A 20,683-nucleotide genomic window follows, 5' to 3' on the forward strand; every position below is an offset into this window, starting at 1 on the left:
CCTATTACTCCTGTTCAGGATTTCGTAAATAATAACCTACACCACGTCGTGTGACAATCCAAGCAGGATGACTAGGATTATCCTCAATTTTTTCACGTAAGCGACGAATTGTTACGTCAACAGTTCGCACATCGCCAAAGTAATCATAGCCCCATACCGTTTGTAGTAAGTGCTCACGTGTCATTACTTGACCAATGTGTTTTCCTAAATAATGAAGTAACTCAAATTCACGATGTGTTAATTCAATTGTTTCATCACGCTTCATTACTAGATATGCATCTGGTTGAATAACAAGAGATCCTACCACAATCTCATTTGACTCTTCCTCAGCCTCTTCTGCCACAGGAGCAACCACTTGTAAACGGCGCATATTGGCTTTTACACGCGCAATAAGCTCACGAGTACTAAATGGCTTTGTTACATAATCATCTGCACCCATCTCTAATCCTAATACTTTATCAATTTCAGAGCCTTTCGCTGTTAGCATAATTATAGGGAAATCGTATTTTTTACGTACCTCTCTACAAACTTCCATTCCATCACGCTTCGGCAGCATGATATCTAAAAGCATTAAGTCGGGTTGCTCTTCCTCCACTTTCTTTAACGCTTCATCTCCATCATAAGCACAAATAACTTTATAGCCTTCTTTTATTAAATTAAATTGCAAAATATCTGCGATTGGTTTTTCATCGTCAACAACTAATATTGTTTTGTTCATACATTCTCTCCCTTTCGCTTTTTATCTATTCTAAACAATGTGTATTTGTAAATTCACTACTCTTAACTCTATCATGCTTTCGAGTTCTATGCATTAATCGATATTCAATCCATTCAATACTGTGACATAAAAGGATATATTTCAACAATTATTTCTCGGGAAATAATAGAAAAAGACAGTCCACTATTCGGACTGCCTTCTATTCAACACGTTTATCGACCTACATAAGATAATGGATTTTCTAATGAACCGTTCTTTTCAACTTCAAAGTGCAAATGAGTACCTGTAGAATTACCAGTTGAACCCATTATGCCGATTACAGAACCTTTTTCCACTACTTGTCCCACTTCAACATTAATTGAAGATAAATGTCCATAAAGTGTTGTATAGCCATTATTGTGATTAATAACAATACGATTACCATAAGTGCCTGAAGAACCAGCCGCAACAACTATACCATTATCAGCAGCTAAAATATTATAGTTACTTGGACGAGCGATATCAATACCACGATGGAAGGCTCCCCAACGTTCACCCATACCACTTGAGATATAGCCCCCAACTGCTGGCCATGCAAATTCGCCAGTACCTCGTGAAGAAATTACCTTTGTGCCAACTACTTCAATTTGATCTACTGGTTGTTGAATGATTTTTTCTTCTAATGCTACTTTCGATGTTTGCGTACCGTTTTCAGATGTTAATGCATAGGTTGTTTCTTTTTTTCCATTAGCGCCTTCTTGTTTAATCACTTTTTCACCTTTATACATAGTCGGGTCTTCTTTGACCACTTTTTTAAATGGAATTACATCTGCAACTTTCTTTTCCTTTTTTACCTCAATTGTGACAAATGGCTTTGCCACTGTAACATTTAATGCTTGCCCAATTTGTAAAACTGTATCCACAGTAATACCAGGGTTCAAAGCTAATAGTTCACTAGTTGTTAAATTGTGTTTTTTAGCAACCGAACCTAATACATCACCTGATTGAATTTTATATGTTTCTTGCTCTAGATGACCTGTCATTAAATATTTTACTGCTTGCTCAGGCGATAAAATATCAGTTGGTGTAACCTTTTGTGATAATCCTGAGACTCCCTGTTTAAAGGAAATATCTAAAAGACGCGATTCACCATTTTGCAGTTCAGGTAAATTATTAATAGATTGTTGGGTATTCGCTAGTTTATCTAATTCTTGCTGAGAAACATATTGTAGCTTTAACAGCTGAACAGTTTTTTCATAAGCCTCTGTATTCTTTAACGATACGACTGGTTTATGATCAACTAATAATGTAAATGCATCAGACTTCGCTACTAATGATTGCTTAAGCTTTGATAGTGTTTCTGCATCTTTTGTTTCATTCACAAAAACTTGTTCTGGGATTATTTTAACAGCTGAACTAGCGTCAATAGAAAGCCCTTTAAATTGCTGACTCGCTGCTTTTTCTTTAGATGCAATGATATCTTGAATTACCTTCTCATCAGATACTGCACCAATATATTCATTCCCCACATAAACGTGGTAAATTTTATTTAAGTTTTCTTTGTCATATTCCTTGGCAAAACCCATATTAATCGTTAGGCTTGTCATTAAAACTGCAACGATTGAAGCCTTTTTAAAAGAAGAAAAATTGTAGGTGAATCTATTGTTTTCTTCTTTTCTTTTAAAAAACGAATTCATCAATAAAGCCCCTTCCAACTTTACCCTTCAGTAGGATGATTTACCCACAAGGATTTTTTGCACCCTTATAATGTACCATAAAGAAAATAACGTTTGAATAATTTCACCCTTTTGTAATGTAAATGTATTATTTAACTACTAATTGTTACATAGAATACATTTTAGATACTTTTTATTTATTGATATTTTATCTACATATTAGGTAATTAATGAAGTGAATGCTGAATAGTGAGTATACTAATCTCTAAATTTTTTCAAGGGAATTTTGACTTAATACTTTTTACTTTTTTAATATTCCGATAAAATATAAGAGAAGGTACACTATTTGATTGGAGCGATTAAATTGAGTGATTCACAAACCGCTGATAATCCAACAAAAATGTTGAGACATCAGAGAACGAATATGCATAAAATTTTCCTAAGAATTATTATGGTGTCACTAGGTGCGATTATAATGGCATTGGGCTTAGAATTATTTTTAGTACCCAACCACATTATGGATGGAGGCATTGTCGGTGTTTCCATCATTACATCTCATTTATTAAATTTACCCCTTGGTATTTTCATCTTCATTTTAAACTTACCTTTTATTTTCTTAGGCTATAAACAAATTGGTAAAACTTTCGCACTGTCTACAGGGCTAGGTATTACCGTACTCTCCTTAGCAACCCTTGTCTTACATAACATACATCCATTTACGGAAGATACATTATTGGCTACAGTTTTTGGGGGAATGATTTTAGGCGTTGGTGTCGGAATTGTCATTCGGTATGGTGGTTCTTTGGATGGAACTGAAATACTAGCCATTCTTTTTAATAGCAAGACACCTTTTTCAGTTGGAGAAATTATTATGTTCTTCAACGTCCTTATTTTCACAGTGGCAGGTTTTGTTTTTAATTGGGAACAAGCAATGTACTCCATTATTGCATACTATATTGCCTATAAAATGATTGATATTGTGATTCAAGGATTAGAGGAATCAAAATCCGTTTATATCATTAGTGACGACATTGATGAAATAGGACAAACAATTATGGATCGACTTGGGCGTGGTGTTACTTTTCTTCATGGGGAAGGAGCTTATACTGGCAACGATAAGAAAGTCATCTTCACAGTTATTACTCGGTTAGAAGAATCTAAGCTAAAATCAATTGTCGCTGAGATAGATGATAATGCCTTTTTAGCCATTGGTAATATCGCAGAGGTAAAGGGTGGTCGCTTTAAGAAGAAGGATATTCACTAAAAAATGGGCGTACCACTTATGGCACGCCCATTTCCATTTATCTTAAATTATGCTTCCCAAACATCAACTAAAACGTTTGTTTGCTCACGAGCAGGTCCAACTGAGAACGTAGCAATTTGAATTCCTGTTAACTCACTAATACGTTCTACGTAGCGGCGAGCATTATCAGGTAGTTCATCTAAAGTTCGGCAGCTTGTTACATCCTCAGACCAGCCTGGAAGTTCCTCATAAATTGGTTCACATTGTTCAATAATATGAAGATTTGCTGGGTACTCTGTTATTGTTTCACCTTTATAATTATAGGCAGTACAGATTTTGACTGTTTCTAAGCCAGATAAAACATCAATAGAGTTTAGAGCAAGATGTGTGATACCACTTACGCGACGTGAATGACGAACAACTACTGTATCAAACCAACCTACACGACGTGGGCGTCCTGTTGTTGTACCGTATTCGCGACCAACCTCACGAATTTGTTGTCCCACTTCATCAAATAACTCTGTTGGGAAAGGACCATCTCCTACACGAGAAGTATAAGCCTTTGATACACCAATAACACTTGTCACTCGTGATGGACCAACACCAGCGCCAATGGCTACTCCACCAGCTACGGGATTTGAAGAAGTTACATATGGATACGTACCTTGATCTACATCAAGTAAAATACCTTGAGCCCCTTCAAATAACACTTTACCGCCTTCATCAAGTACATCATTTAAAATTTTAGATGTATCTGTTACATATTTTGCAATTTCTTGACCGTAACCATAGTATTCCTCAAAAATTTCTTCGAATGTTACGCCTTCAACTTCATAGAATTTCTCAAATAATTTATTTTTAATGGCTAAATTATGACGTAGTTTTTCCTCAAAAATATCTTTATCAAGTAAGTCAGCCATTCGAATTCCGATACGTGCTACTTTATCTTGATAACAAGGCCCAATCCCTTTACAAGTTGTGCCAATTTTATTTTCCCCACGACTAGCTTCGTCAGCGATATCTTGCTTAATATGGTAAGGCAAAATAACATGTGCACGATTAGAAATACGTAGATTATCTGTATCAATACCACGTTCTTGTAAGCCTTTAAGCTCTGTCACTAATGACTTTGGATTGACAACTAATCCGTTACCAATTACTGAAGTTTTTTCTTTATAGAAGATCCCTGATGGAATTAAATGTAGTTTATATGTTTCACCATCAATTTTAATGGTATGTCCTGCATTATCCCCACCTGCAAATCGAGCGATTGCATCGGCTTTTTGCGAAAGGAAATCTGTAATTTTACCTTTTCCTTCGTCTCCCCACTGTGTTCCTACAACTACTACTGATGTCATAATCAGCACCTCCGTTAGATACCTTTGTATCTCAATTTTTAAGCCTAAATCATTGTAACAATGATAGAAACGCCCCGTCAATAAAAAAAAGTTAAAAAACACGAACATATAATCAAAAAATCTAATTCAACGTTCGTGTTTAATAACAGAATGATATGAATATTATCGAACATTCAGATTAATTCAATCTATGGGTAATATTTCATTACTTAAGAGGCAACTTATCTGAATGATGACTAATCACGCGGCGGTGGTGGTGGCATTTGTGACCAATCCACATTAATGAATTTATTAAATTCCTTTTTAAAAGCAAGTGTAACTGTTCCTGTTGGACCATTACGTTGTTTGGCAATAATAATTTCGATCATATTTTTATTCTCAGATTCTTTATCGTAATAGTCATCACGGTATAAAAAGGCAACAATATCAGCATCTTGCTCAATACTTCCCGATTCACGTAAGTCACTCATCATTGGTCGTTTATCTTGTCGTTGCTCAACTCCACGTGATAGCTGTGATAGTGCAATAACAGGAACCTTTAATTCACGGGCTAATCCCTTTAAGGAACGTGAAATCTCTGATACCTCTTGCTGACGGTTTTCTCCTGGCTTACCACTACCTTGAATTAACTGTAAATAATCAATTAAGATCATTCCAAGTCCATTTTCTTGTGCTAAACGTCGACATTTTGCACGAATTTCATTGATACGTACACCTGGTGTATCATCAATAAATATCCCTGAATTCGATAAACTACCCATTGCCATCGTTAGTTTACCCCAATCTTCCGTAGTTAAAGCACCTGTACGTAAAACTTGTGCATCTATGTTACCTTCTGCACAAAGCATACGCATTACTAGTTGTTCTGCACCCATCTCTAAAGAAAAGATCGCAACATTTTCACGTGCTTGCACGGCAACACTTTGCGCAACGTTCAACGCAAAGGCGGTTTTCCCTACAGATGGACGTGCCGCAACAATAATTAAGTCGTTGCGTTGGAAGCCAGCAGTAATGTTATCTAAATCACGGAAGCCAGTAGGTATTCCTGTTACTTCTCCCTTTTGTGATTGCAGTTGCTCAATATTATCGAAAGTTTCCACAAGCACATCTTTAACATGCTTAAAGTCACCTGCGTTCTTTCGATTGGCAACCTCCATCATTTTCTTTTCTGCTTCACCTAATAACGCCTCTACTTCGTCCTCACGCGTATAGCCGTCCTCGACGATTTTCGTAGCTACACGAATTAAGCGACGTAATAGTGCCTTTTCCTCAACAATTTTTGCATAATGTGCGACATTGGCAGCTGTAGGGACAGCATTGGCGAGCTCTAGTAAATAAGATAGCCCGCCAACGTCTTCAATCTCTTTTTTAGCTGATAATTCTTCCGTAACTGTTACAACATCTATCGCTTTTCCTTGATCACTCAAACGCAGCATCGTTTCGAAAATTTTCTTATGGGCATTTAAATAAAAATCATCGGCCAATAAAATTTCTGATGCTGTTATTAACGCCTGTGGTTCAAGGAAAATAGCACCGATAACCGATTGCTCCGCCTCCCGGTTATGCGGTGGAACGCGGTCCATCATCGGTTCACTCATGGATCGTCGCTCCTTATTCTTCCGTTACATGTACTTTTAATGTTGCTGATACTTCATGATGTAGTTTTACTGGAACATTTGTAAAACCAAGTGCACGAATACCTTCAGGTAAAGTCATCTTACGTTTATCAATTTTAATACCATGCACTTTTTGTAATGCATCAGCAATTTGCTTTGTAGATACTGAGCCAAATAGACGGCCACCTTCACCAGATTTTGCTTTTAGCTCAACTGTTAATTTTTCAACTTTTTCTTTTAACGCTTGTGCTTCAGCTAATTCAGCAGCAGCATTTTTAGCTTCTAATTTTTTTTGTCCCTCTAATTGACTTAATGCTTGAGCATTTGCTTCTGCAGCATAGCCATTTTTAATAAGGAAATTTTGTGCATAGCCATCAGCTACGTTTTTAATTTCACCTTTTTTTCCTTTTCCTTTAACGTCTTTTAAAAATACTACTTTCATTAGTCCGAACTCCCTTCAATGACCTCATTTATGGCCTCTTCTAAATGTTTTTTCACGCCATCAATGGATTTAGCATCTATTTGGCAGGCGGCATTCGTTAAATGTCCACCACCGCCGAGCCTCTCCATGATTAGCTGTACATTGACCTCTCCAAGCGATCGTGCACTTATACCAATTTTTCCATCTGCTCGATGCGCAATGACAAAGGATGCACTTACATCTTTCATAGTTAGCAAAATATCTGCTGTTTGTGCAATTAAGACAGAGTCATACACTTTCGAATCTTCACCAACAGCAACAGCAATTCCAGGTTTTACAAATTTGACTGTTTGCACAATTTTAGAGCGCTCAATATATGTGTCCACATCCTCTTTTAAAAGGCGCTGCACTAATACTGTATCCGCACCGTTCGTCCGTAAATAAGAAGCCGCTTCAAATGTACGTGCTCCCGTTCGAAGTGTAAAGCTTTTGGTATCGACAATAATACCTGCCAGTAAAGCAGTGGCCTCTAGCATATTGATCTTCGCACGCTTCGGCTGATATTCTAGTAGCTCTGTTACTAGCTCAGCCGTAGACGATGCATACGGCTCCATATAAACAAGTGTAGGATTTTCGATAAAGTCTTCACTACGACGATGATGATCGATCACAACAACCTTTTCAGCTAGTTTTAATAAGTGTGCATCAATTACTAAATTAGGCTTATGAGTATCCACGATAACAAGCAATGATTTTTCTGTCATTTTCCCAGCAGCTTCTTCAGGTGTAAGGAAATTTTCATAGAAATCCGATTTACTCTCGATTTCATTCATTAGTCGTGTAACGCTACCGTTTAATTCATCAAAGTTTATAATGACATAACCCTTTACATCATTCATTTGTGCCATTTTCCGTACACCAACAGATGCCCCAATAGAGTCCATATCAGGATTTTTATGTCCCATTACAAACACTTGGTCACTGTCTTGAATTAAATCACGCAATGCATGTGAAATAACGCGCGCTCTAACACGTGTACGTTTTTCAACTGGATTTGTTTTCCCACCGTAAAATTTAAGTTTACCAGTAGGTTGTTTAATCGCCACTTGGTCTCCACCACGTCCTAGAACAAGATCAAGACTCGATTGTGCCAATTCACCCAACTCTACTAGCGAGGATGATCCAGCTCCTACACCAATACTTAATGTTAATGATAAATTCTTTTGAGCTGTTTTTTCTCGAATGGTATCTAAAATAGCAAATTTTTTCTTTTCCAGCTCTGTTAAAATAGATTCGTTTAACACTGCTAAAAAGCGATCTGATGATATTCGTTTTACAAATACGCCATGCTCAGCAGCCCACTCATTGACAATTGATGTAACCATCGTATTGGTTAAACTACGTGGTTGGTCATCCATAGCTTGCGTGATTTCATCGTAATTGTCGACAAATAATATAGCGATAACTGTACGATCTGCGTAGTATTGCTTTTCAATGGCAATCTGTTCTGTTATATCAAAGAAATACAGTAGACGTTCCTCTTTTTTATAATAAACACGATATTTCCGATCACGTAGTGTAATCGTAGCCTCATTTGTTTCTTCGGTCTTCATTAGTACATAGATGTCATCAGATATATTAACAATACCTTCTCCAACTAATGACTCCATATTTAAAATGCCTTGCATATATGGATTGGACCATTCTATTTCATATTGCTCGTTAACCAGCAATATGCCAATCGGCATTTCTAGCAATGCCTCTTCTCCTACTTTTTTCATACGGAAGGAAATGGATTCAATATGCTTCTCAGTTTCTTCAAAAGCTATCTTTTCGACCTTCCATGTGTAAGCCATCAATAAAACAAAACCTATTCCATAACCGATACCTATCCCGATATTCCAAATACATAGAAGCACGAACGTCACAATTCCAAATATGGAAAGAACAAAAAGCGGATAGCGAATTGGTCGTTTTCTAAAAGTACCCATTACAATCAGCCCCTTATTCTTTAGTCTTCCCCTTTACAAGTGAACGTACGTCAAAGCCTAAATCAACGATACCGAGTAAGATCATGAAGGATGATAATGGAATAGCTAACAAAGTAGCAACCCATTTTACCCCATTTGGCATCCCTTTTTTTGAAATGAAGTAATGGATAAAAGATATCCCTTGTAGAATGAGTAACAACCATAATATATAAGAAACATTCAATACAATTATATCTAACGTAGATCCGGCCTCTGGACGCATAAATAAATTAATGCATAAAACAATCATGTAATACCATAAAATAGAGCGTGGTAATCTCATATTTTGAAACGGAGCAAACTTAGGAATATCTACTCCCAGTCGTTTTAATGCAGGTAAGTTTAATGTAATGATAATAAATCCAGCAAAAAATGCTGATATTGTAATTGTTGCAGGCATAGTTAGCTCAATTGTTTTAAACATTGCCTCAAGCTGTTCTGGATTTATAGCTACCTGGCCAGTGACATTCTTTGCAAATTCATTTGATTGCTCGTAATTTTGACGAGCTACTTCTAAACTCATATTAATAAAGTCTATTCCCGTCAGTTTTACATAAGCAATATAAACAATTGCCATGGAAATTAGATTAGCAATCCCCGTCGACATAAATAAAAAGAGCTTACTTTTCTTCAAATAAATTGCGTTACCCATTACGACACCCACTAGACCTAAAATAAAGGCAAATGGTAGCATGGATATTCCACTTGTTATCGTTGTTAGGATACAGCCTACTATTGCAACAAGTATGGATGTGGAACGCTTGTAATTTGCGCTATACCAAGCAATCGGTAGTGGAGCAAATATTAAAGCTACTATAAAGATGAATGGTACATATGCAGAAATAAGCATTAATATCGTAAAAAGTGCAACCATCATTGAGCCTTGGACAAGCGCTTTTGTTTGATTATTCGGCATTGAAAACCTTCCTTTTTTTCAGTCAAACTTACTATCCTTTATTGTACCATTTTTTCATAGTGTTGAACAAAAATCGCTTAGATCACTATATGCTTTGTTATCAATTTTATCAAACAACTGCCAATTCCATTTTACCATAACAAAAAACCAGCATACCCCGATACGAATATCGTAATATGCTGGTATTTAAAATTGATGTAAGGTCAGTTACCTTAACGTCATCAATCTTATTTATCTTCTGCTACGAATGGAAGTAATCCCATGATACGAGATACTTTGATAGCTGAAGTTAATTTACGTTGGTACTTAGCGCTAGTGCCAGTTACGCGACGTGGTAAGATTTTACCGCGCTCAGAGATGAATTTTTTTAATAAATCTACATCTTTATAGTCGATATGCGTAATGTTATTAGCAGTGAAGTAGCAAACTTTACGGCGTTTGCGGCCTCCGCGACGTGGTGCCATAGTATGTCTCCTCCTTATCTTTTTTTATATTATAGAAGCATTAGAATGGAAGATCATCCTCAGATACTTCTATCGGTCCTTTGCTATTCGCAAATGGATCCTCATCTACACGTGTATAATTCGGCTGATTCATAGGTGGTTGATTTTGTTGATAAGTATCGCCGCCATAGGAACCCTGCCCTGGCATAGCGCCACCAAACTGTTGTTGTGGCTGACCACCGCCATATGACGGTTGGTTATTACCGTAAGTTTGTCCACCACCGTATTGAGGAGCAGCAGCGCCGCTACCATTACGTGGTTCTAAAAACTGTACGCTATCCGCCACGACATCTGTTGTATATACTCGCTTACCGTCTTGTCCTTCATAACTGCCCGTTTGGATACGACCTTCTACCCCAATTAAACTTCCTTTTCGCATGAAGTTCGCTAGGTTTTCGGCCTGTTTTCGCCATGCAACACAGCTAATGAAATCAGCTTCGCGTTCACCTTGTTGATTTGAGAATGCACGGTTTACAGCAACTGTAAATCTTGTGGACGCAATTCCGTTCGGTGTATAACGTAGCTCAGGATCTTTTGTTAGTCTTCCAACTAATACGACACGGTTTATCATCAGAATACAACCTCCTTTTCAGCGTTTTGTTAAAAGTCAATAATTAAGCTTCTTCGCGAACTGCAATGTGGCGAATGATGTCTTCGCTAATGTTAGCTAGACGTGTATACTCGTTAATTGCTTCTGAAGGAGCGTTTACTTTCACGATTTGGTAGTAACCTTCGCGGAAGTCTTGAATTTCATAAGCTAAGCGGCGTTTGCCCCACTCTTTTGATTCGATGACTTCTGCACCGTTAGAAGTTAAGATTTCGTTGAAACGTTCAACTAAAGCTTTCTTCGCTTCGTCTTCAATGTTCGGACGTACGATGTACATTAATTCGTATTTTCTCATCTGTTTACACCTCCTTATGGACTTAGGCTCTCCTATGTAAGGGAGCAAGGAGCAAGTAATATTATTACTCACATCAATGAATTGTAACATATAGGTACTTATCTTTCAAGTCGCAAACTAATAATTCGGTATATAATAAGAATATATATTGCAATCTTCCATGAAAGGGGCGATTCAATGCTACCAAATAAAGAGCCAATTGTTATTGAATTAGATATAAAAAAATTGATGATTGATAATTTGGTTATCACAGGTGGTCTTGTTATATTATTTACAGCCATTCAATATATTTGCTTTAAAGATTTTCATTTTTCTTTTTGGAATATGATTGTTGGTACAGTACTCTTTGTGATTCTATACATTATTTTTATTGTTCTACATGAGGCATTTCATTTAATTGGTTTTATGATTTTTGGCAAAGTACCCTTGAAGGCTTTAAAATATGGCATAAATTTAGAGCTTGGTGTTGCTTATGCGACTACAGTACAACCTCTCTCCAACCAAGCAATGAAAAAGGCATTATTACTACCTTTTTGGACGACTGGTGTTCTTCCGACAATTGCTGGGTTTTATTTTAATAGTACTGTTTTAATAATCGTAGGAGCTTTTTTAATGGCTGGTGCAATAGGTGACTTTGCCATGTATAAAGAATTAAGGAAATATCCAAAACAGGCTCTTGTACGAGATGATCCTAAATTACCGAAACTTTACGTATATACTCAACAGAACGAAGATAACTCACTATAAGTTAGAATCTGTAGCATTGAGATAAATAGCTGCAGATTCTATCTATTCTTTAAGGCGTTAAAAATCCGTGCTGAGCTGCGGTATATAAATTTCTCCATATACGATTAAGCGTAGATGTTTCTGTAATAGCCTCCATACCAAGACTTCGTATTAAATGATTTGCTATGACAATGCAAGCAGCAGCAATCTCTTTACTCATTTGTGTAAATTGAGATTGTTCATCTTCTGTTAAAAGGACACCCTGTTGGTGTTTTTGCCAATATAGAGTCAATGTTGTATAGAACCGCTCCTCATATTGCTTATAATGCTTCTGCTGCTGCATCAATAAAAATTGTAATGCCCCAATCCGTTCAGCTCGATTGATATCATGATTTCGTTGCTTTGTTAATTTATATGCTTCTTCTAAGAAATTTTCGGTAATACCAAGACAAACGCTTAAAAACGAAGCCTCCGCAAAAGTTACAAATGGAAAGCTATGTACTGAGTTGCCATAACTATTTTTTATTGCTCCTAGTTGAAACGTTGCTTCTTCGGGTACCCAAATATTATTCACACGAATCGTATGACTGGCTGTTGCCTTCAATCCCATCGCACACCAATCATTCAATATCTCAACGTCTTGTGGACTCACTGAACAACTAATAATTTCATCTTTTTTGATCCCGTCTTCTTCAATAAAGCAGTTCATTGTAAAAGTAGACGCATAATTGGAGCCACTGCAGTACTTCCACTGTCCCGTTACAACATAACCACCCTCTTCTTTCACAGCTATTCCTGTTGGATAACCACTACCTGCTATGACTGCATCCTTAGGCATAAAAATTTTCTCACAAACATTTGCACTGAAGGTTGGAATAAACGCATTCCCCCCTGTACCAATTGTAATTAGCCAACCAAAATTCCCATCTATAGCTGACATCTGCTGAAATACTTTTACACCTTCCACTAAATCTAAATCCTTACCACCTAATTCTTTTGACATGAACAATTTAAACAATTTTTGTTCATAAATAAAATCAAGTACATCTTGTGGTAGCTTTCCAAGCTGCTCAAACTCTAACCCGCGTTCTTTAATCTGTAAAAGATTCATTTGTATAACTGCCCCCATTACTAAAAATTCTGATAACGGATCCATCAAAAAAGGGCAACCATTGTAGATTGCCCCTGTCCATTTTTATACATTAAAGCGGAATAACATAATATCGCCGTCTTGTACTTCATAATCTTTACCTTCAAGTCGAACTTTACCAGCTTCTTTAGCTGCTGCTTGAGAACCTGCCTCTAGTAAATCATCATAAGCAACCGTTTCTGCTCGAATAAAGCCACGTTCAAAGTCAGTATGAATAATACCTGCACACTGTGGCGCCTTCATACCTTTACGGAACGTCCAAGCACGTACTTCTTGTACACCTGCAGTAAAGTACGTTGCTAATCCTAATAAATCATAAGAAGTACGGATTAGCTGATCTAAACCTGATTCTTTAATGCCTAGTTCTTCTAAGAACATAGCTTTTTCTTCATCATCAAGCTCGGAAATTTCTTCTTCGATTTTTGCGCAAATTGTAATTACTTGAGCACCTTCAGCTGACGCATACTCACGTACTTTTTTCACATACTCATTGTTGTCTGCATCTGCTACTTCATCTTCTGAAACGTTTGCAACATAAAGCATTGGTTTAATTGTTAGTAAATGAAGACCTTTAATTACTTTTAGCTCATCATCTGAAAGTTCTGCAGCACGTGCTGGTTTACCGTTTTCTAATTGTTCTTTAATTTTTAGAAGTACTGGCTCTTCAATCATTGCATCTTTATCTTTTTGTTTTGCCATTTTACTAACTCGTTGTATACGTTTATCTACTGATTCTAAGTCAGCTAGCGCAAGCTCTAAATTAATTACCTCGATATCATCAATTGGATCTACTGCACCTGATACGTGTGTAATGTTTTCATCTACAAAACAACGTACAACCTGACAAATTGCATCCACTTCACGAATATGAGCTAGGAATTTATTCCCTAATCCTTCACCTTTGGAAGCACCTTTTACAATTCCTGCGATATCTGTGAATTCAAATGCAGTTGGCACAGTTTTTTTCGGTACAACTAATTCTGTTAATTTATCTAAACGTGCATCTGGTACTTCAACGATACCAACGTTCGGATCAATCGTTGCGAATGGATAGTTTGCAGCCAATGCGCCCGCTTTTGTAATTGCGTTAAATAATGTTGATTTTCCAACGTTAGGTAAACCAACGATTCCAGCTGTTAATGCCATGAATGGACACAACCTTTCTATACTCAGTTCAAATTTTCTCTCATATAACCTTATCTATTATATTGATTCGCTCATAAAAAGTCTAATATGCCTGATGTTAAGCCTCATTAGCAGATATTAAAACCTTTTTCATTTTTTTCTCAAATTCACGGCGCGGAATCATGACACTATGCTGACACCCTTCACATTTAATACGGACATCTGCGCCCATACGAATAATCTTCCATTTATTTGTACCACATGGATGTTGTTTTTTCATTTCAACGATATCATTTAAACCAAATTTTTTAGCTTCCATGTTATTCACTTCTCCCCTCATCTTTTCCATAGAACATCATTTTTGGATAGGCCATTGGTATGTTATTTTCTTCAAAAAGTTTTGTAACATCACGGCGAATTGTACGTGCAACGCCATATTGTTGCTGTGGTAATGTTTCAGCCGCTATACGTATTGTTACCTCAGTCCCTTTAACATTTTGCACACCTAAAAAAACCGGAGTCGTTATTAATTCCTTATGCAATGTAGGTAATGTCTCTAAATACTTATTAATAACCGCTTCAGCTTTCCCAAAATCAGCAGCTGTGGTCATTTGTAAATCTATAAAAATTTTGGAGTTGTTAACAGAATAATTGACGACCTCACCAATTGCACCATTTGGGATGATGAACTGCTCCCCCGTGGCTCCATTAATTTTTGTAGTACGTAAACCTATTTCTACAACTGTACCTTCTGCTGCATTTATTTTTATATAATCCCCTACACCAAATTGATCTTCAAAGATAATGAAGAATCCAGTAATAACATCCTTTACTAAACTTTGAGCACCAAAACCTATTGCTAAACCAACAATCCCTGCACCGGCCAATAGCCCTGCTACCTTTATATTTAAAGAAGAAAGAATTCCTATAATCGCTGAGAAGTAAACTACATAAGAAATCACACTTTGTAATAATCTTGCAATTGTTCGTTGACGTCGCTCTGAGTGGTTTAATGGGGAACGCATTCGTATTAAGAACACTTTTTTAATAAATTTTTTACCTAATCTTACAGCTAACCATGATGCTAATAAAATGAGCACAATCTCTATGGATGCATCAATCACATGATCCCAAAGTTCCTCAGATGTGAGCTTATCCCAATATCTCTCCATTAACTTTTTTTTATTCTCTTCCATCATTACCACCTCTTGAATAACTTGCTAAAAATTTGCGTATACTGCATAAAAATTGAGCACTTCTAAATATAAAAAGAAAGTGAGTTTTTTTATGAATACTATACCAAATATGTTACTACCTTATTCCCTTCATCACGAGAGTAAAAATGCTGTTTGGCAATTAAGCACATTATTTTTAGAACATATACCGTTTCATCATGAACGTTTAATTTTTTGTTGTATTGGCAGTGACCGCTGTACAGGTGATACACTTGGACCATTAACAGGTAGCTTTCTAAAAAAATCAGTTAGCTTTCCCTATGAAATTGTTGGTTCTTTAGAAGATCCTTTACATGCTCTAAATCTTGATTCTACTATGCAACAGCTACACAATCATACTACAAAACCTTTTATTATTGCGATTGATGCCTGTCTTGGCAGTGAGCAAAATGTTGGCCATATTTCAGTTCAAAGCGGTCCTATTTTTCCCGGCAAGGCTGTAAAAAAAGAATTACCTCCAATCGGAGACATTTCCGTTAAAGGAATCGTCAATATTGGAGGCTTTATGGAAATGCTTGTTTTACAAAATACAAGACTTCATATTTCTTATGCTATGGCAGAAAAACTTTCTAGAGCTTTATTATTAGCTGCCCACCGTTATTCACTGAAAAGTGTAGAAGATGGCAACCATAACGCCAACAACGATAATACCTGGCAGCAAGTTAGCAGCTTTGATTTTAGCTAAACCAGCAATGTTTAACCCTATTGCCATAATCATTACGCCGCCAACAGCAGTCATTTCAGTAATGTACATTTCTAGCGCCGCATCAGGTATAAAGGAGCTTATAACGCCCGCAAAAAGTGCAATTAAGCCTTGATAAACAAAGACAGGTACAGCCGATAGCATAACACCTATACCTAATGTGGATGCTAAAATAATGGATGTAAATCCATCTATTAATCCCTTTGTAATTAAAACATTGTGATCATTACGTAGACCACTATCGAGTGCACCGATCACAGCCATCGACCCAACAACAAAAATTAGAGAAGCAGTGACAAAGCCCTCTGCGATGCTTATTTGGTTTTGATCATTCCGTTTTGTTCGAAATAATGACTCGACCCATTTTCCAAGCCGATTCATTTGCTTATCTAAATCCAACCATTCACCTATTACTGTACCTACCACTAAACTTACTACTAATATAATAAAGTTATCACTTTCAAAGCCCATTTTTATCCCTAACAATGTGACCGCTAAACCAATAATGGATAGGACCGTAGATTTCATAGATTCAGGAATATTTTTAAAAATGCGCCCCACTAATGCACCTGCTATAATTAGCACAGCATTAATCAATGCCCCTAGTATTACCACACTTAAGCCTTCCTTCTCTCTAAAAAATAGAGAGCGCCTGTTTGCTTGGCGCTCTGATTAAGTTATAGAAATATTATTTTATTCTTCCTGTAAGTTCAAAATTTCTAAAATACGTTCTAAATCATCTTCGGAATAAAATTCAATTTCAATTTTTCCTTTATTGTTTGTTTTTTTGATTTGTACATTTGTTCCAAAATAATCACGTAATTGGGATTCTTTGGCTGCTACAAAAATATCTTTCTTCTTTGGTGGAATTGTTTCACGTGAAACTTCTTCATTGATACTTTGTACTAGCATTTCAACCTGACGTACATTCAAGCCTAGGTTAATTACCTTATTGGCTACTTCTGAAATTCTTCTTTTATTTTTCAAGCCGAGTAAAGCCCGTCCTTGCCCCATTGATAACGTGCCTTCATTCATCAATTTTCGAACATCTTCTGGTAAAGCAAGTAGACGAACGTGATTGGCTATATGTGGTCTACTTTTTCCTAGCCGCTTAGATAATTCTTCTTGTGTTAAATGTAGGTTTTCCATTAAGCTCTGATAGGCTTCTGCTTCTTCAATAACTGTTAAATCCTCACGTTGGAGATTTTCTAAAATGGCTAGCTCCATCATTTGAGCATCAGATAGCTCTTTAATAATGACAGGAATAACCTCTAATTCAGCTAAGAGACATGCTCTATAACGGCGTTCCCCAGCAACAATTTCAAATTTACGTCCTTTTTTTCGAACAGCAATTGGCTGCAAAATACCATGCTCTTTAATAGAATCTGCTAGCTCCTGTAAACTTTCCTCATCAAAAATTTTACGAGGCTGATATGGGTTCGCAACAATTAAATCCAATTGAATTTCTTCTACTTGCCCACTTTGTTCTAAAGACTCTCCTGGAAATAGTGCACCAATGCCCCTTCCTAAACCTTTAGCCATTTTTTATCACTTCCCTCGCCATCTCCAAATAAACTTCTGCACCTCTAGATTTTGCGTCGTAAGTGATGATTGGTTGACCATGACTTGGTGCCTCACTTAATCGCACATTACGAGGAATGATCGTTTTATATACTTTATCTTGGAAATATTTTTTTACTTCATCAATAACCTGTAAACCTAAGTTTGTTCGTGCATCCAACATTGTTAAAAGAACCCCATCAATATAAAGCTGCTGGTTTAGATGCTTTTGAACAAGTCGAACAGTGGATAATAATTGACTTAGCCCTTCCAATGCATAGTATTCACATTGAACCGGGATAATCAGTGCATCTGAAGCAGTTAATGCATTAATTGTTAAAAGTCCTAAAGAAGGAGGACAGTCAATAATAATATAATCGAAATCTTCTTTAACATTTTGCAGTGCATGTTTTAATCGCACTTCTCTTGAAATAGTAGAAACCAACTCAATTTCGGCACCTGCAAGTGAAATTGTTGCTGGCACGATTGATAAATTTTCAACATTTGTTTTTTGAATGACATTTTCTACATCTTCGTCGTCAATGAGCACATCATAAATACAGCCCTGTATTTCTCCTTTATTAATACCAAGTCCACTTGTTGTATTCCCCTGCGGATCAGTATCAATTAAAAGCACTTTCTTACCTAAATAAGCTAGGCAAGCGCTCAAATTGACCGAAGTTGTTGTTTTACCTACGCCACCCTTTTGATTGGCGATTGCTATAATTCTACCCATTTAAAAGCACCTGCTTTCATCTATCAAAGTTTACTTTGACAAATCATTTGTAAAATCACTCTTTAATCCGCTATTCTAACTCTCATTCTATCAAAAAAATTGAAGAGAGTTGTATAAAATATTAAGAATATATACAAAAAAGGAGATATCTCATTTATCTTTCTGAGATATCTCCTCTGTACAGTGTTCGATAAAGCTCTAAATTACTTTTTTAGAATAATTTATTACACCTTTTTCTTTTTAGGTATCTTCACTGTAATTTGATAATATTCTTCTGTATCTTCTTCTTCTGTTTTCACCGTAATACCGCTTTTTGTTACCATTGTTAACGATTGTTTAATCGTATTTAAAGCAATGCGTACATCTTTACTTATAGCTTTTCTCTTTGGCTTTGCTTTCTTTGGTGCCGATTCTTCCTGCTCGTCTGTTACTGGATTTAATATTATCTGAATTTGTTCCTCTAATTGACGAACGTTCCAATCATTATCAATCGTTTGTTGTAAAATTTCTAATTGTAATGGTTGATCTTTTACTGCGATTAATGCACGTGCATGTCGTTCAGATATTTGGCGCTTCAAAATGGCTTGCTGCACTTCTTCCGGCAACCTTAATAAACGTAATTTATTGGCTACAGTGGATTGTCCTTTTCCAAGTCGTTGGGCAAGTGCTTCCTGTGTAAGCTCATGAAGCTCTAATAATTTTTGATAGGCTACCGCTTCTTCAATTGCAGTTAACTCTTCACGCTGTAAGTTCTCTATTAACGCAATAGAAGCTGTTTCCTTATCAGTTAAATTACGTACAATAGCAGGGACCTCTGTCCATTGTAGCTTTTTCATCGCCCGATAACGACGCTCACCGGCAATGATTTCATATTGATTTTCTGATGTTTTACGTACAACAATTGGCTGAATCACACCATGTGTATGAATGGTTCTTGATAATTCCTCAATTTTTTCATCATCAAAAATAGTACGTGGCTGAAAACGGTTAGGTACAATTTGATTAATAGGCAACTTTATGACTTCTTCCGCTGCATGAACCGCCTCTGCTTGTTCTACTTCATTTTTCACAATAGGCTCCGTTTTACTCCCGCCTCCAAAAAAACGTGAAAAAGGACTTTTCATCCAAGTGGCACCACCTTTAAGTAACTATCTTGCTCTGTGTCATTCTATTATTATTTATTATATTTCTCCAAATGTATATAGTTCATAGATGTCTTTTGCGTGAACCATCCATAACTAGTATGTATGCTCAAAATAGAAAAAATATTTTCTACTTTGAGTAGTTTCACATGAAACACTAATTATTGAATCGGTGTTTTATTTGGTACACCTGGCTTACGCGGGTATTTTTTCGGTGTTCCTTTTATTTTATCAAATATATATAAAATGCGGTCACTTTCTTCAATAGGTAGCTTGAAAGAAAATTCTTCTCTTAGTTTAACACCTAATGTTGTTAAAGCTTTTTTAGCATCCTTTAATTCTTCTGCCCCAGCTGCAGCTTTTAAAGCAACAAAATATCCATCTTGTTTTGCTAAAGGTACGCATAACTCCGATAACACTGATAACCGAGCTACAGCGCGTGCTGTTACCACATCAAATTGTTCACGATATTTTACATTTTGACCAAACTCTTCAGCTCGTGCGTGTACAAAATGCATATTTTCTAATTGTAACTCATCACTTAGATGATTTAAAAATGTAATTCTTTTATTTAAAGAGTCGACAATTGTGACGTGTAAATGTGGGAAACAGATTTTAATAGGTATACTAGGGAAACCTGCACCTGCTCCAACATCACAAACAGTGGTTACTTTGGAAAAATCAAAATAGAAAGAGGCACTAATTGAATCAAAGAAATGCTTTAAATAAACGCCTTCTACATCTGTAATAGCCGTTAAATTCATCTTTTCATTCCACTCGACAAGTAGCTCAAAGTACTTTTTAAATTGAGAGATCTGCTTATCTGAAAGTACAATGCCTTTCTCTTTCAGTGCCTCTATAAATTGTTGTTCGTTCATGTAAAGTCTCCTTTATTAATCTAGCTATCCTGTTCTACCAATAGGATAACTTTAAAAATAGGAAGC

At 36.4% G+C, this 20,683-nt stretch carries 22 protein-coding genes; 3 read left to right on the forward strand and 19 right to left on the reverse strand.

Annotated elements, in window-relative coordinates; translation table 11 throughout:
- Positions 1 to 4: 4 nt before the first annotated feature.
- Positions 5 to 718, reverse strand: coding sequence for a response regulator YycF (yycF, locus tag MKY49_RS22590; protein ID WP_274795080.1), 714 nt, complete (start codon positions 716 to 718; stop codon positions 5 to 7).
- A gap of 212 nt (positions 719 to 930) precedes the next feature.
- On the reverse strand, positions 931 to 2,394 hold the full coding sequence (locus MKY49_RS22595; protein WP_312506361.1) for a M23 family metallopeptidase: 1,464 nt from the start codon (positions 2,392 to 2,394) through the stop codon (positions 931 to 933).
- Between the two features lie 379 nt (positions 2,395 to 2,773).
- Here MKY49_RS22595 and MKY49_RS22600 point away from each other — a divergent pair, with 379 nt between their 5' ends.
- On the forward strand, positions 2,774 to 3,637 hold the full coding sequence (locus MKY49_RS22600) for a YitT family protein (RefSeq protein WP_274797396.1): 864 nt from the start codon (positions 2,774 to 2,776) through the stop codon (positions 3,635 to 3,637).
- 47 nt (positions 3,638 to 3,684) lie between these two features.
- Here the strand turns inward: MKY49_RS22600 and MKY49_RS22605 are convergent, their stop codons facing one another.
- The 8 genes from MKY49_RS22605 to rpsF form a co-directional block, all read right to left on the reverse strand.
- On the reverse strand, positions 3,685 to 4,974 hold the full coding sequence (locus MKY49_RS22605) for an adenylosuccinate synthase (RefSeq protein WP_274795082.1): 1,290 nt from the start codon (positions 4,972 to 4,974) through the stop codon (positions 3,685 to 3,687).
- A 236-nt stretch (positions 4,975 to 5,210) separates the two neighbouring features.
- Entirely contained in the window at positions 5,211 to 6,572 is a 1,362-nt protein-coding gene (gene dnaB / locus MKY49_RS22610) for a replicative DNA helicase (RefSeq protein ID WP_004233370.1), read from the reverse strand.
- A gap of 13 nt (positions 6,573 to 6,585) precedes the next feature.
- Positions 6,586 to 7,032, reverse strand: a complete 447-nt coding sequence (rplI, locus tag MKY49_RS22615; protein ID WP_274795084.1) for a 50S ribosomal protein L9 — start codon at positions 7,030 to 7,032, stop codon at positions 6,586 to 6,588.
- Positions 7,032 to 9,002 carry a DHH family phosphoesterase gene (locus MKY49_RS22620; RefSeq protein WP_274795085.1) on the reverse strand — a complete coding sequence of 657 codons (1,971 nt, stop codon included), beginning with the start codon at positions 9,000 to 9,002 and terminating at the stop codon, positions 7,032 to 7,034. The genes rplI and MKY49_RS22620 overlap by 1 nt, the downstream gene beginning before the upstream one ends.
- 13 nt (positions 9,003 to 9,015) lie before the next feature.
- Positions 9,016 to 9,957, reverse strand: coding sequence for a YybS family protein (locus tag MKY49_RS22625; RefSeq protein ID WP_274795086.1), 942 nt, complete (start codon positions 9,955 to 9,957; stop codon positions 9,016 to 9,018).
- Between the two features lie 227 nt (positions 9,958 to 10,184).
- Positions 10,185 to 10,421, reverse strand: a complete 237-nt coding sequence (gene rpsR, locus MKY49_RS22630; RefSeq protein WP_012296211.1) for a 30S ribosomal protein S18 — start codon at positions 10,419 to 10,421, stop codon at positions 10,185 to 10,187.
- A gap of 40 nt (positions 10,422 to 10,461) precedes the next feature.
- Entirely contained in the window at positions 10,462 to 11,031 is a 570-nt protein-coding gene (gene ssb / locus MKY49_RS22635) for a single-stranded DNA-binding protein (RefSeq protein WP_274795087.1), read from the reverse strand.
- Between the two features lie 43 nt (positions 11,032 to 11,074).
- Positions 11,075 to 11,362, reverse strand: coding sequence for a 30S ribosomal protein S6 (gene rpsF / locus MKY49_RS22640; RefSeq protein WP_274795088.1), 288 nt, complete (start codon positions 11,360 to 11,362; stop codon positions 11,075 to 11,077).
- 177 nt (positions 11,363 to 11,539) lie between these two features.
- On the opposite strand from rpsF, the gene MKY49_RS22645 reads away from it, so the two are divergent.
- Positions 11,540 to 12,109, forward strand: a complete 570-nt coding sequence (locus MKY49_RS22645) for a DUF3267 domain-containing protein (protein WP_312506360.1) — start codon at positions 11,540 to 11,542, stop codon at positions 12,107 to 12,109.
- Between the two features lie 49 nt (positions 12,110 to 12,158).
- Here MKY49_RS22645 and MKY49_RS22650 read toward each other — a convergent pair whose 3' ends face one another.
- The 4 genes from MKY49_RS22650 to MKY49_RS22665 all read right to left on the reverse strand — a co-directional run bounded on the left by MKY49_RS22650 (position 12,159) and on the right by MKY49_RS22665 (position 15,559).
- Positions 12,159 to 13,244 carry an acyl-CoA dehydrogenase gene (locus MKY49_RS22650; RefSeq protein ID WP_312506413.1) on the reverse strand — a complete coding sequence of 362 codons (1,086 nt, stop codon included), beginning with the start codon at positions 13,242 to 13,244 and terminating at the stop codon, positions 12,159 to 12,161.
- A gap of 39 nt (positions 13,245 to 13,283) precedes the next feature.
- Entirely contained in the window at positions 13,284 to 14,384 is a 1,101-nt protein-coding gene (gene ychF / locus MKY49_RS22655; RefSeq protein ID WP_274795091.1) for a redox-regulated ATPase YchF, read from the reverse strand.
- A 97-nt stretch (positions 14,385 to 14,481) separates the two neighbouring features.
- Positions 14,482 to 14,682 (reverse strand): DUF951 domain-containing protein, encoded by a 201-nt coding sequence (locus MKY49_RS22660; RefSeq protein ID WP_274795092.1) that lies wholly within the window; start codon positions 14,680 to 14,682, stop codon positions 14,482 to 14,484.
- A gap of 1 nt (position 14,683) precedes the next feature.
- Positions 14,684 to 15,559 (reverse strand): mechanosensitive ion channel family protein, encoded by an 876-nt coding sequence (locus MKY49_RS22665; RefSeq protein WP_274797397.1) that lies wholly within the window; start codon positions 15,557 to 15,559, stop codon positions 14,684 to 14,686.
- Between the two features lie 91 nt (positions 15,560 to 15,650).
- On the opposite strand from MKY49_RS22665, the gene yyaC reads away from it, so the two are divergent.
- The gene (gene yyaC / locus MKY49_RS22670) at positions 15,651 to 16,283 is read left to right on the forward strand and encodes a spore protease YyaC (protein WP_274795093.1); all 633 of its coding nucleotides are present in this window, start codon (positions 15,651 to 15,653) and stop codon (positions 16,281 to 16,283) included.
- Here yyaC and MKY49_RS22675 read toward each other — a convergent pair.
- From MKY49_RS22675 to rsmG, 5 genes are all read right to left on the reverse strand, one after another.
- Entirely contained in the window at positions 16,200 to 16,916 is a 717-nt protein-coding gene (locus tag MKY49_RS22675) for a DUF554 domain-containing protein (protein WP_274795094.1), read from the reverse strand. The two genes, yyaC and MKY49_RS22675, sit on opposite strands and share 84 nt — an antisense overlap.
- Before the next feature lie 78 nt (positions 16,917 to 16,994).
- Positions 16,995 to 17,843 (reverse strand): ParB/RepB/Spo0J family partition protein, encoded by an 849-nt coding sequence (locus MKY49_RS22680; RefSeq protein ID WP_312506358.1) that lies wholly within the window; start codon positions 17,841 to 17,843, stop codon positions 16,995 to 16,997.
- Entirely contained in the window at positions 17,836 to 18,597 is a 762-nt protein-coding gene (locus tag MKY49_RS22685) for a ParA family protein (RefSeq protein WP_274795096.1), read from the reverse strand. Before MKY49_RS22685 ends, MKY49_RS22680 begins: the two co-directional genes overlap by 8 nt.
- Before the next feature lie 224 nt (positions 18,598 to 18,821).
- Complete coding sequence (gene noc, locus MKY49_RS22690; protein ID WP_341387115.1) at positions 18,822 to 19,721, reverse strand: nucleoid occlusion protein; 900 nt, start codon at positions 19,719 to 19,721, stop codon at positions 18,822 to 18,824.
- 179 nt (positions 19,722 to 19,900) lie between these two features.
- Entirely contained in the window at positions 19,901 to 20,617 is a 717-nt protein-coding gene (rsmG, locus tag MKY49_RS22695; protein WP_274795099.1) for a 16S rRNA (guanine(527)-N(7))-methyltransferase RsmG, read from the reverse strand.
- Between the last annotated feature and the right edge of the window lie 66 nt (positions 20,618 to 20,683).

This window comes from Lysinibacillus sp. FSL M8-0134 (assembly GCF_038069745.1).
In the GTDB taxonomy this organism is placed as follows: Bacteria; Bacillota; Bacilli; order Bacillales_A; family Planococcaceae; genus Lysinibacillus; species Lysinibacillus irui.

Excerpts from the sequence above, each read along its gene's own strand:
- yycF (WP_274795080.1), bottom strand. The coding sequence starts at position 718 with ATGAACAAAACAATATTAGTTGTTGACGATGAAAAACCAATCGCAGAT.
- MKY49_RS22595 (WP_312506361.1), bottom strand. The coding sequence starts at position 2,394 with ATGAATTCGTTTTTTAAAAGAAAAGAAGAAAACAATAGATTCACCTAC.
- MKY49_RS22600 (WP_274797396.1), top strand. The coding sequence starts at position 2,774 with ATGTTGAGACATCAGAGAACGAATATGCATAAAATTTTCCTAAGAATT.
- MKY49_RS22605 (WP_274795082.1), bottom strand. The coding sequence starts at position 4,974 with ATGACATCAGTAGTAGTTGTAGGAACACAGTGGGGAGACGAAGGAAAA.
- dnaB (WP_004233370.1), bottom strand. The coding sequence starts at position 6,572 with ATGAGTGAACCGATGATGGACCGCGTTCCACCGCATAACCGGGAGGCG.
- rplI (WP_274795084.1), bottom strand. The coding sequence starts at position 7,032 with ATGAAAGTAGTATTTTTAAAAGACGTTAAAGGAAAAGGAAAAAAAGGT.
- MKY49_RS22620 (WP_274795085.1), bottom strand. The coding sequence starts at position 9,002 with ATGGGTACTTTTAGAAAACGACCAATTCGCTATCCGCTTTTTGTTCTT.
- MKY49_RS22625 (WP_274795086.1), bottom strand. The coding sequence starts at position 9,957 with ATGCCGAATAATCAAACAAAAGCGCTTGTCCAAGGCTCAATGATGGTT.
- rpsR (WP_012296211.1), bottom strand. The coding sequence starts at position 10,421 with ATGGCACCACGTCGCGGAGGCCGCAAACGCCGTAAAGTTTGCTACTTC.
- ssb (WP_274795087.1), bottom strand. The coding sequence starts at position 11,031 with ATGATAAACCGTGTCGTATTAGTTGGAAGACTAACAAAAGATCCTGAG.
- rpsF (WP_274795088.1), bottom strand. The coding sequence starts at position 11,362 with ATGAGAAAATACGAATTAATGTACATCGTACGTCCGAACATTGAAGAC.
- MKY49_RS22645 (WP_312506360.1), top strand. The coding sequence starts at position 11,540 with ATGCTACCAAATAAAGAGCCAATTGTTATTGAATTAGATATAAAAAAA.
- MKY49_RS22650 (WP_312506413.1), bottom strand. The coding sequence starts at position 13,244 with ATGGATCCGTTATCAGAATTTTTAGTAATGGGGGCAGTTATACAAATG.
- ychF (WP_274795091.1), bottom strand. The coding sequence starts at position 14,384 with ATGGCATTAACAGCTGGAATCGTTGGTTTACCTAACGTTGGAAAATCA.
- MKY49_RS22660 (WP_274795092.1), bottom strand. The coding sequence starts at position 14,682 with ATGGAAGCTAAAAAATTTGGTTTAAATGATATCGTTGAAATGAAAAAA.
- MKY49_RS22665 (WP_274797397.1), bottom strand. The coding sequence starts at position 15,559 with ATGGAAGAGAATAAAAAAAAGTTAATGGAGAGATATTGGGATAAGCTC.
- yyaC (WP_274795093.1), top strand. The coding sequence starts at position 15,651 with ATGAATACTATACCAAATATGTTACTACCTTATTCCCTTCATCACGAG.
- MKY49_RS22680 (WP_312506358.1), bottom strand. The coding sequence starts at position 17,843 with ATGGCTAAAGGTTTAGGAAGGGGCATTGGTGCACTATTTCCAGGAGAG.
- MKY49_RS22685 (WP_274795096.1), bottom strand. The coding sequence starts at position 18,597 with ATGGGTAGAATTATAGCAATCGCCAATCAAAAGGGTGGCGTAGGTAAA.
- noc (WP_341387115.1), bottom strand. The coding sequence starts at position 19,721 with ATGAAAAGTCCTTTTTCACGTTTTTTTGGAGGCGGGAGTAAAACGGAG.
- rsmG (WP_274795099.1), bottom strand. The coding sequence starts at position 20,617 with ATGAACGAACAACAATTTATAGAGGCACTGAAAGAGAAAGGCATTGTA.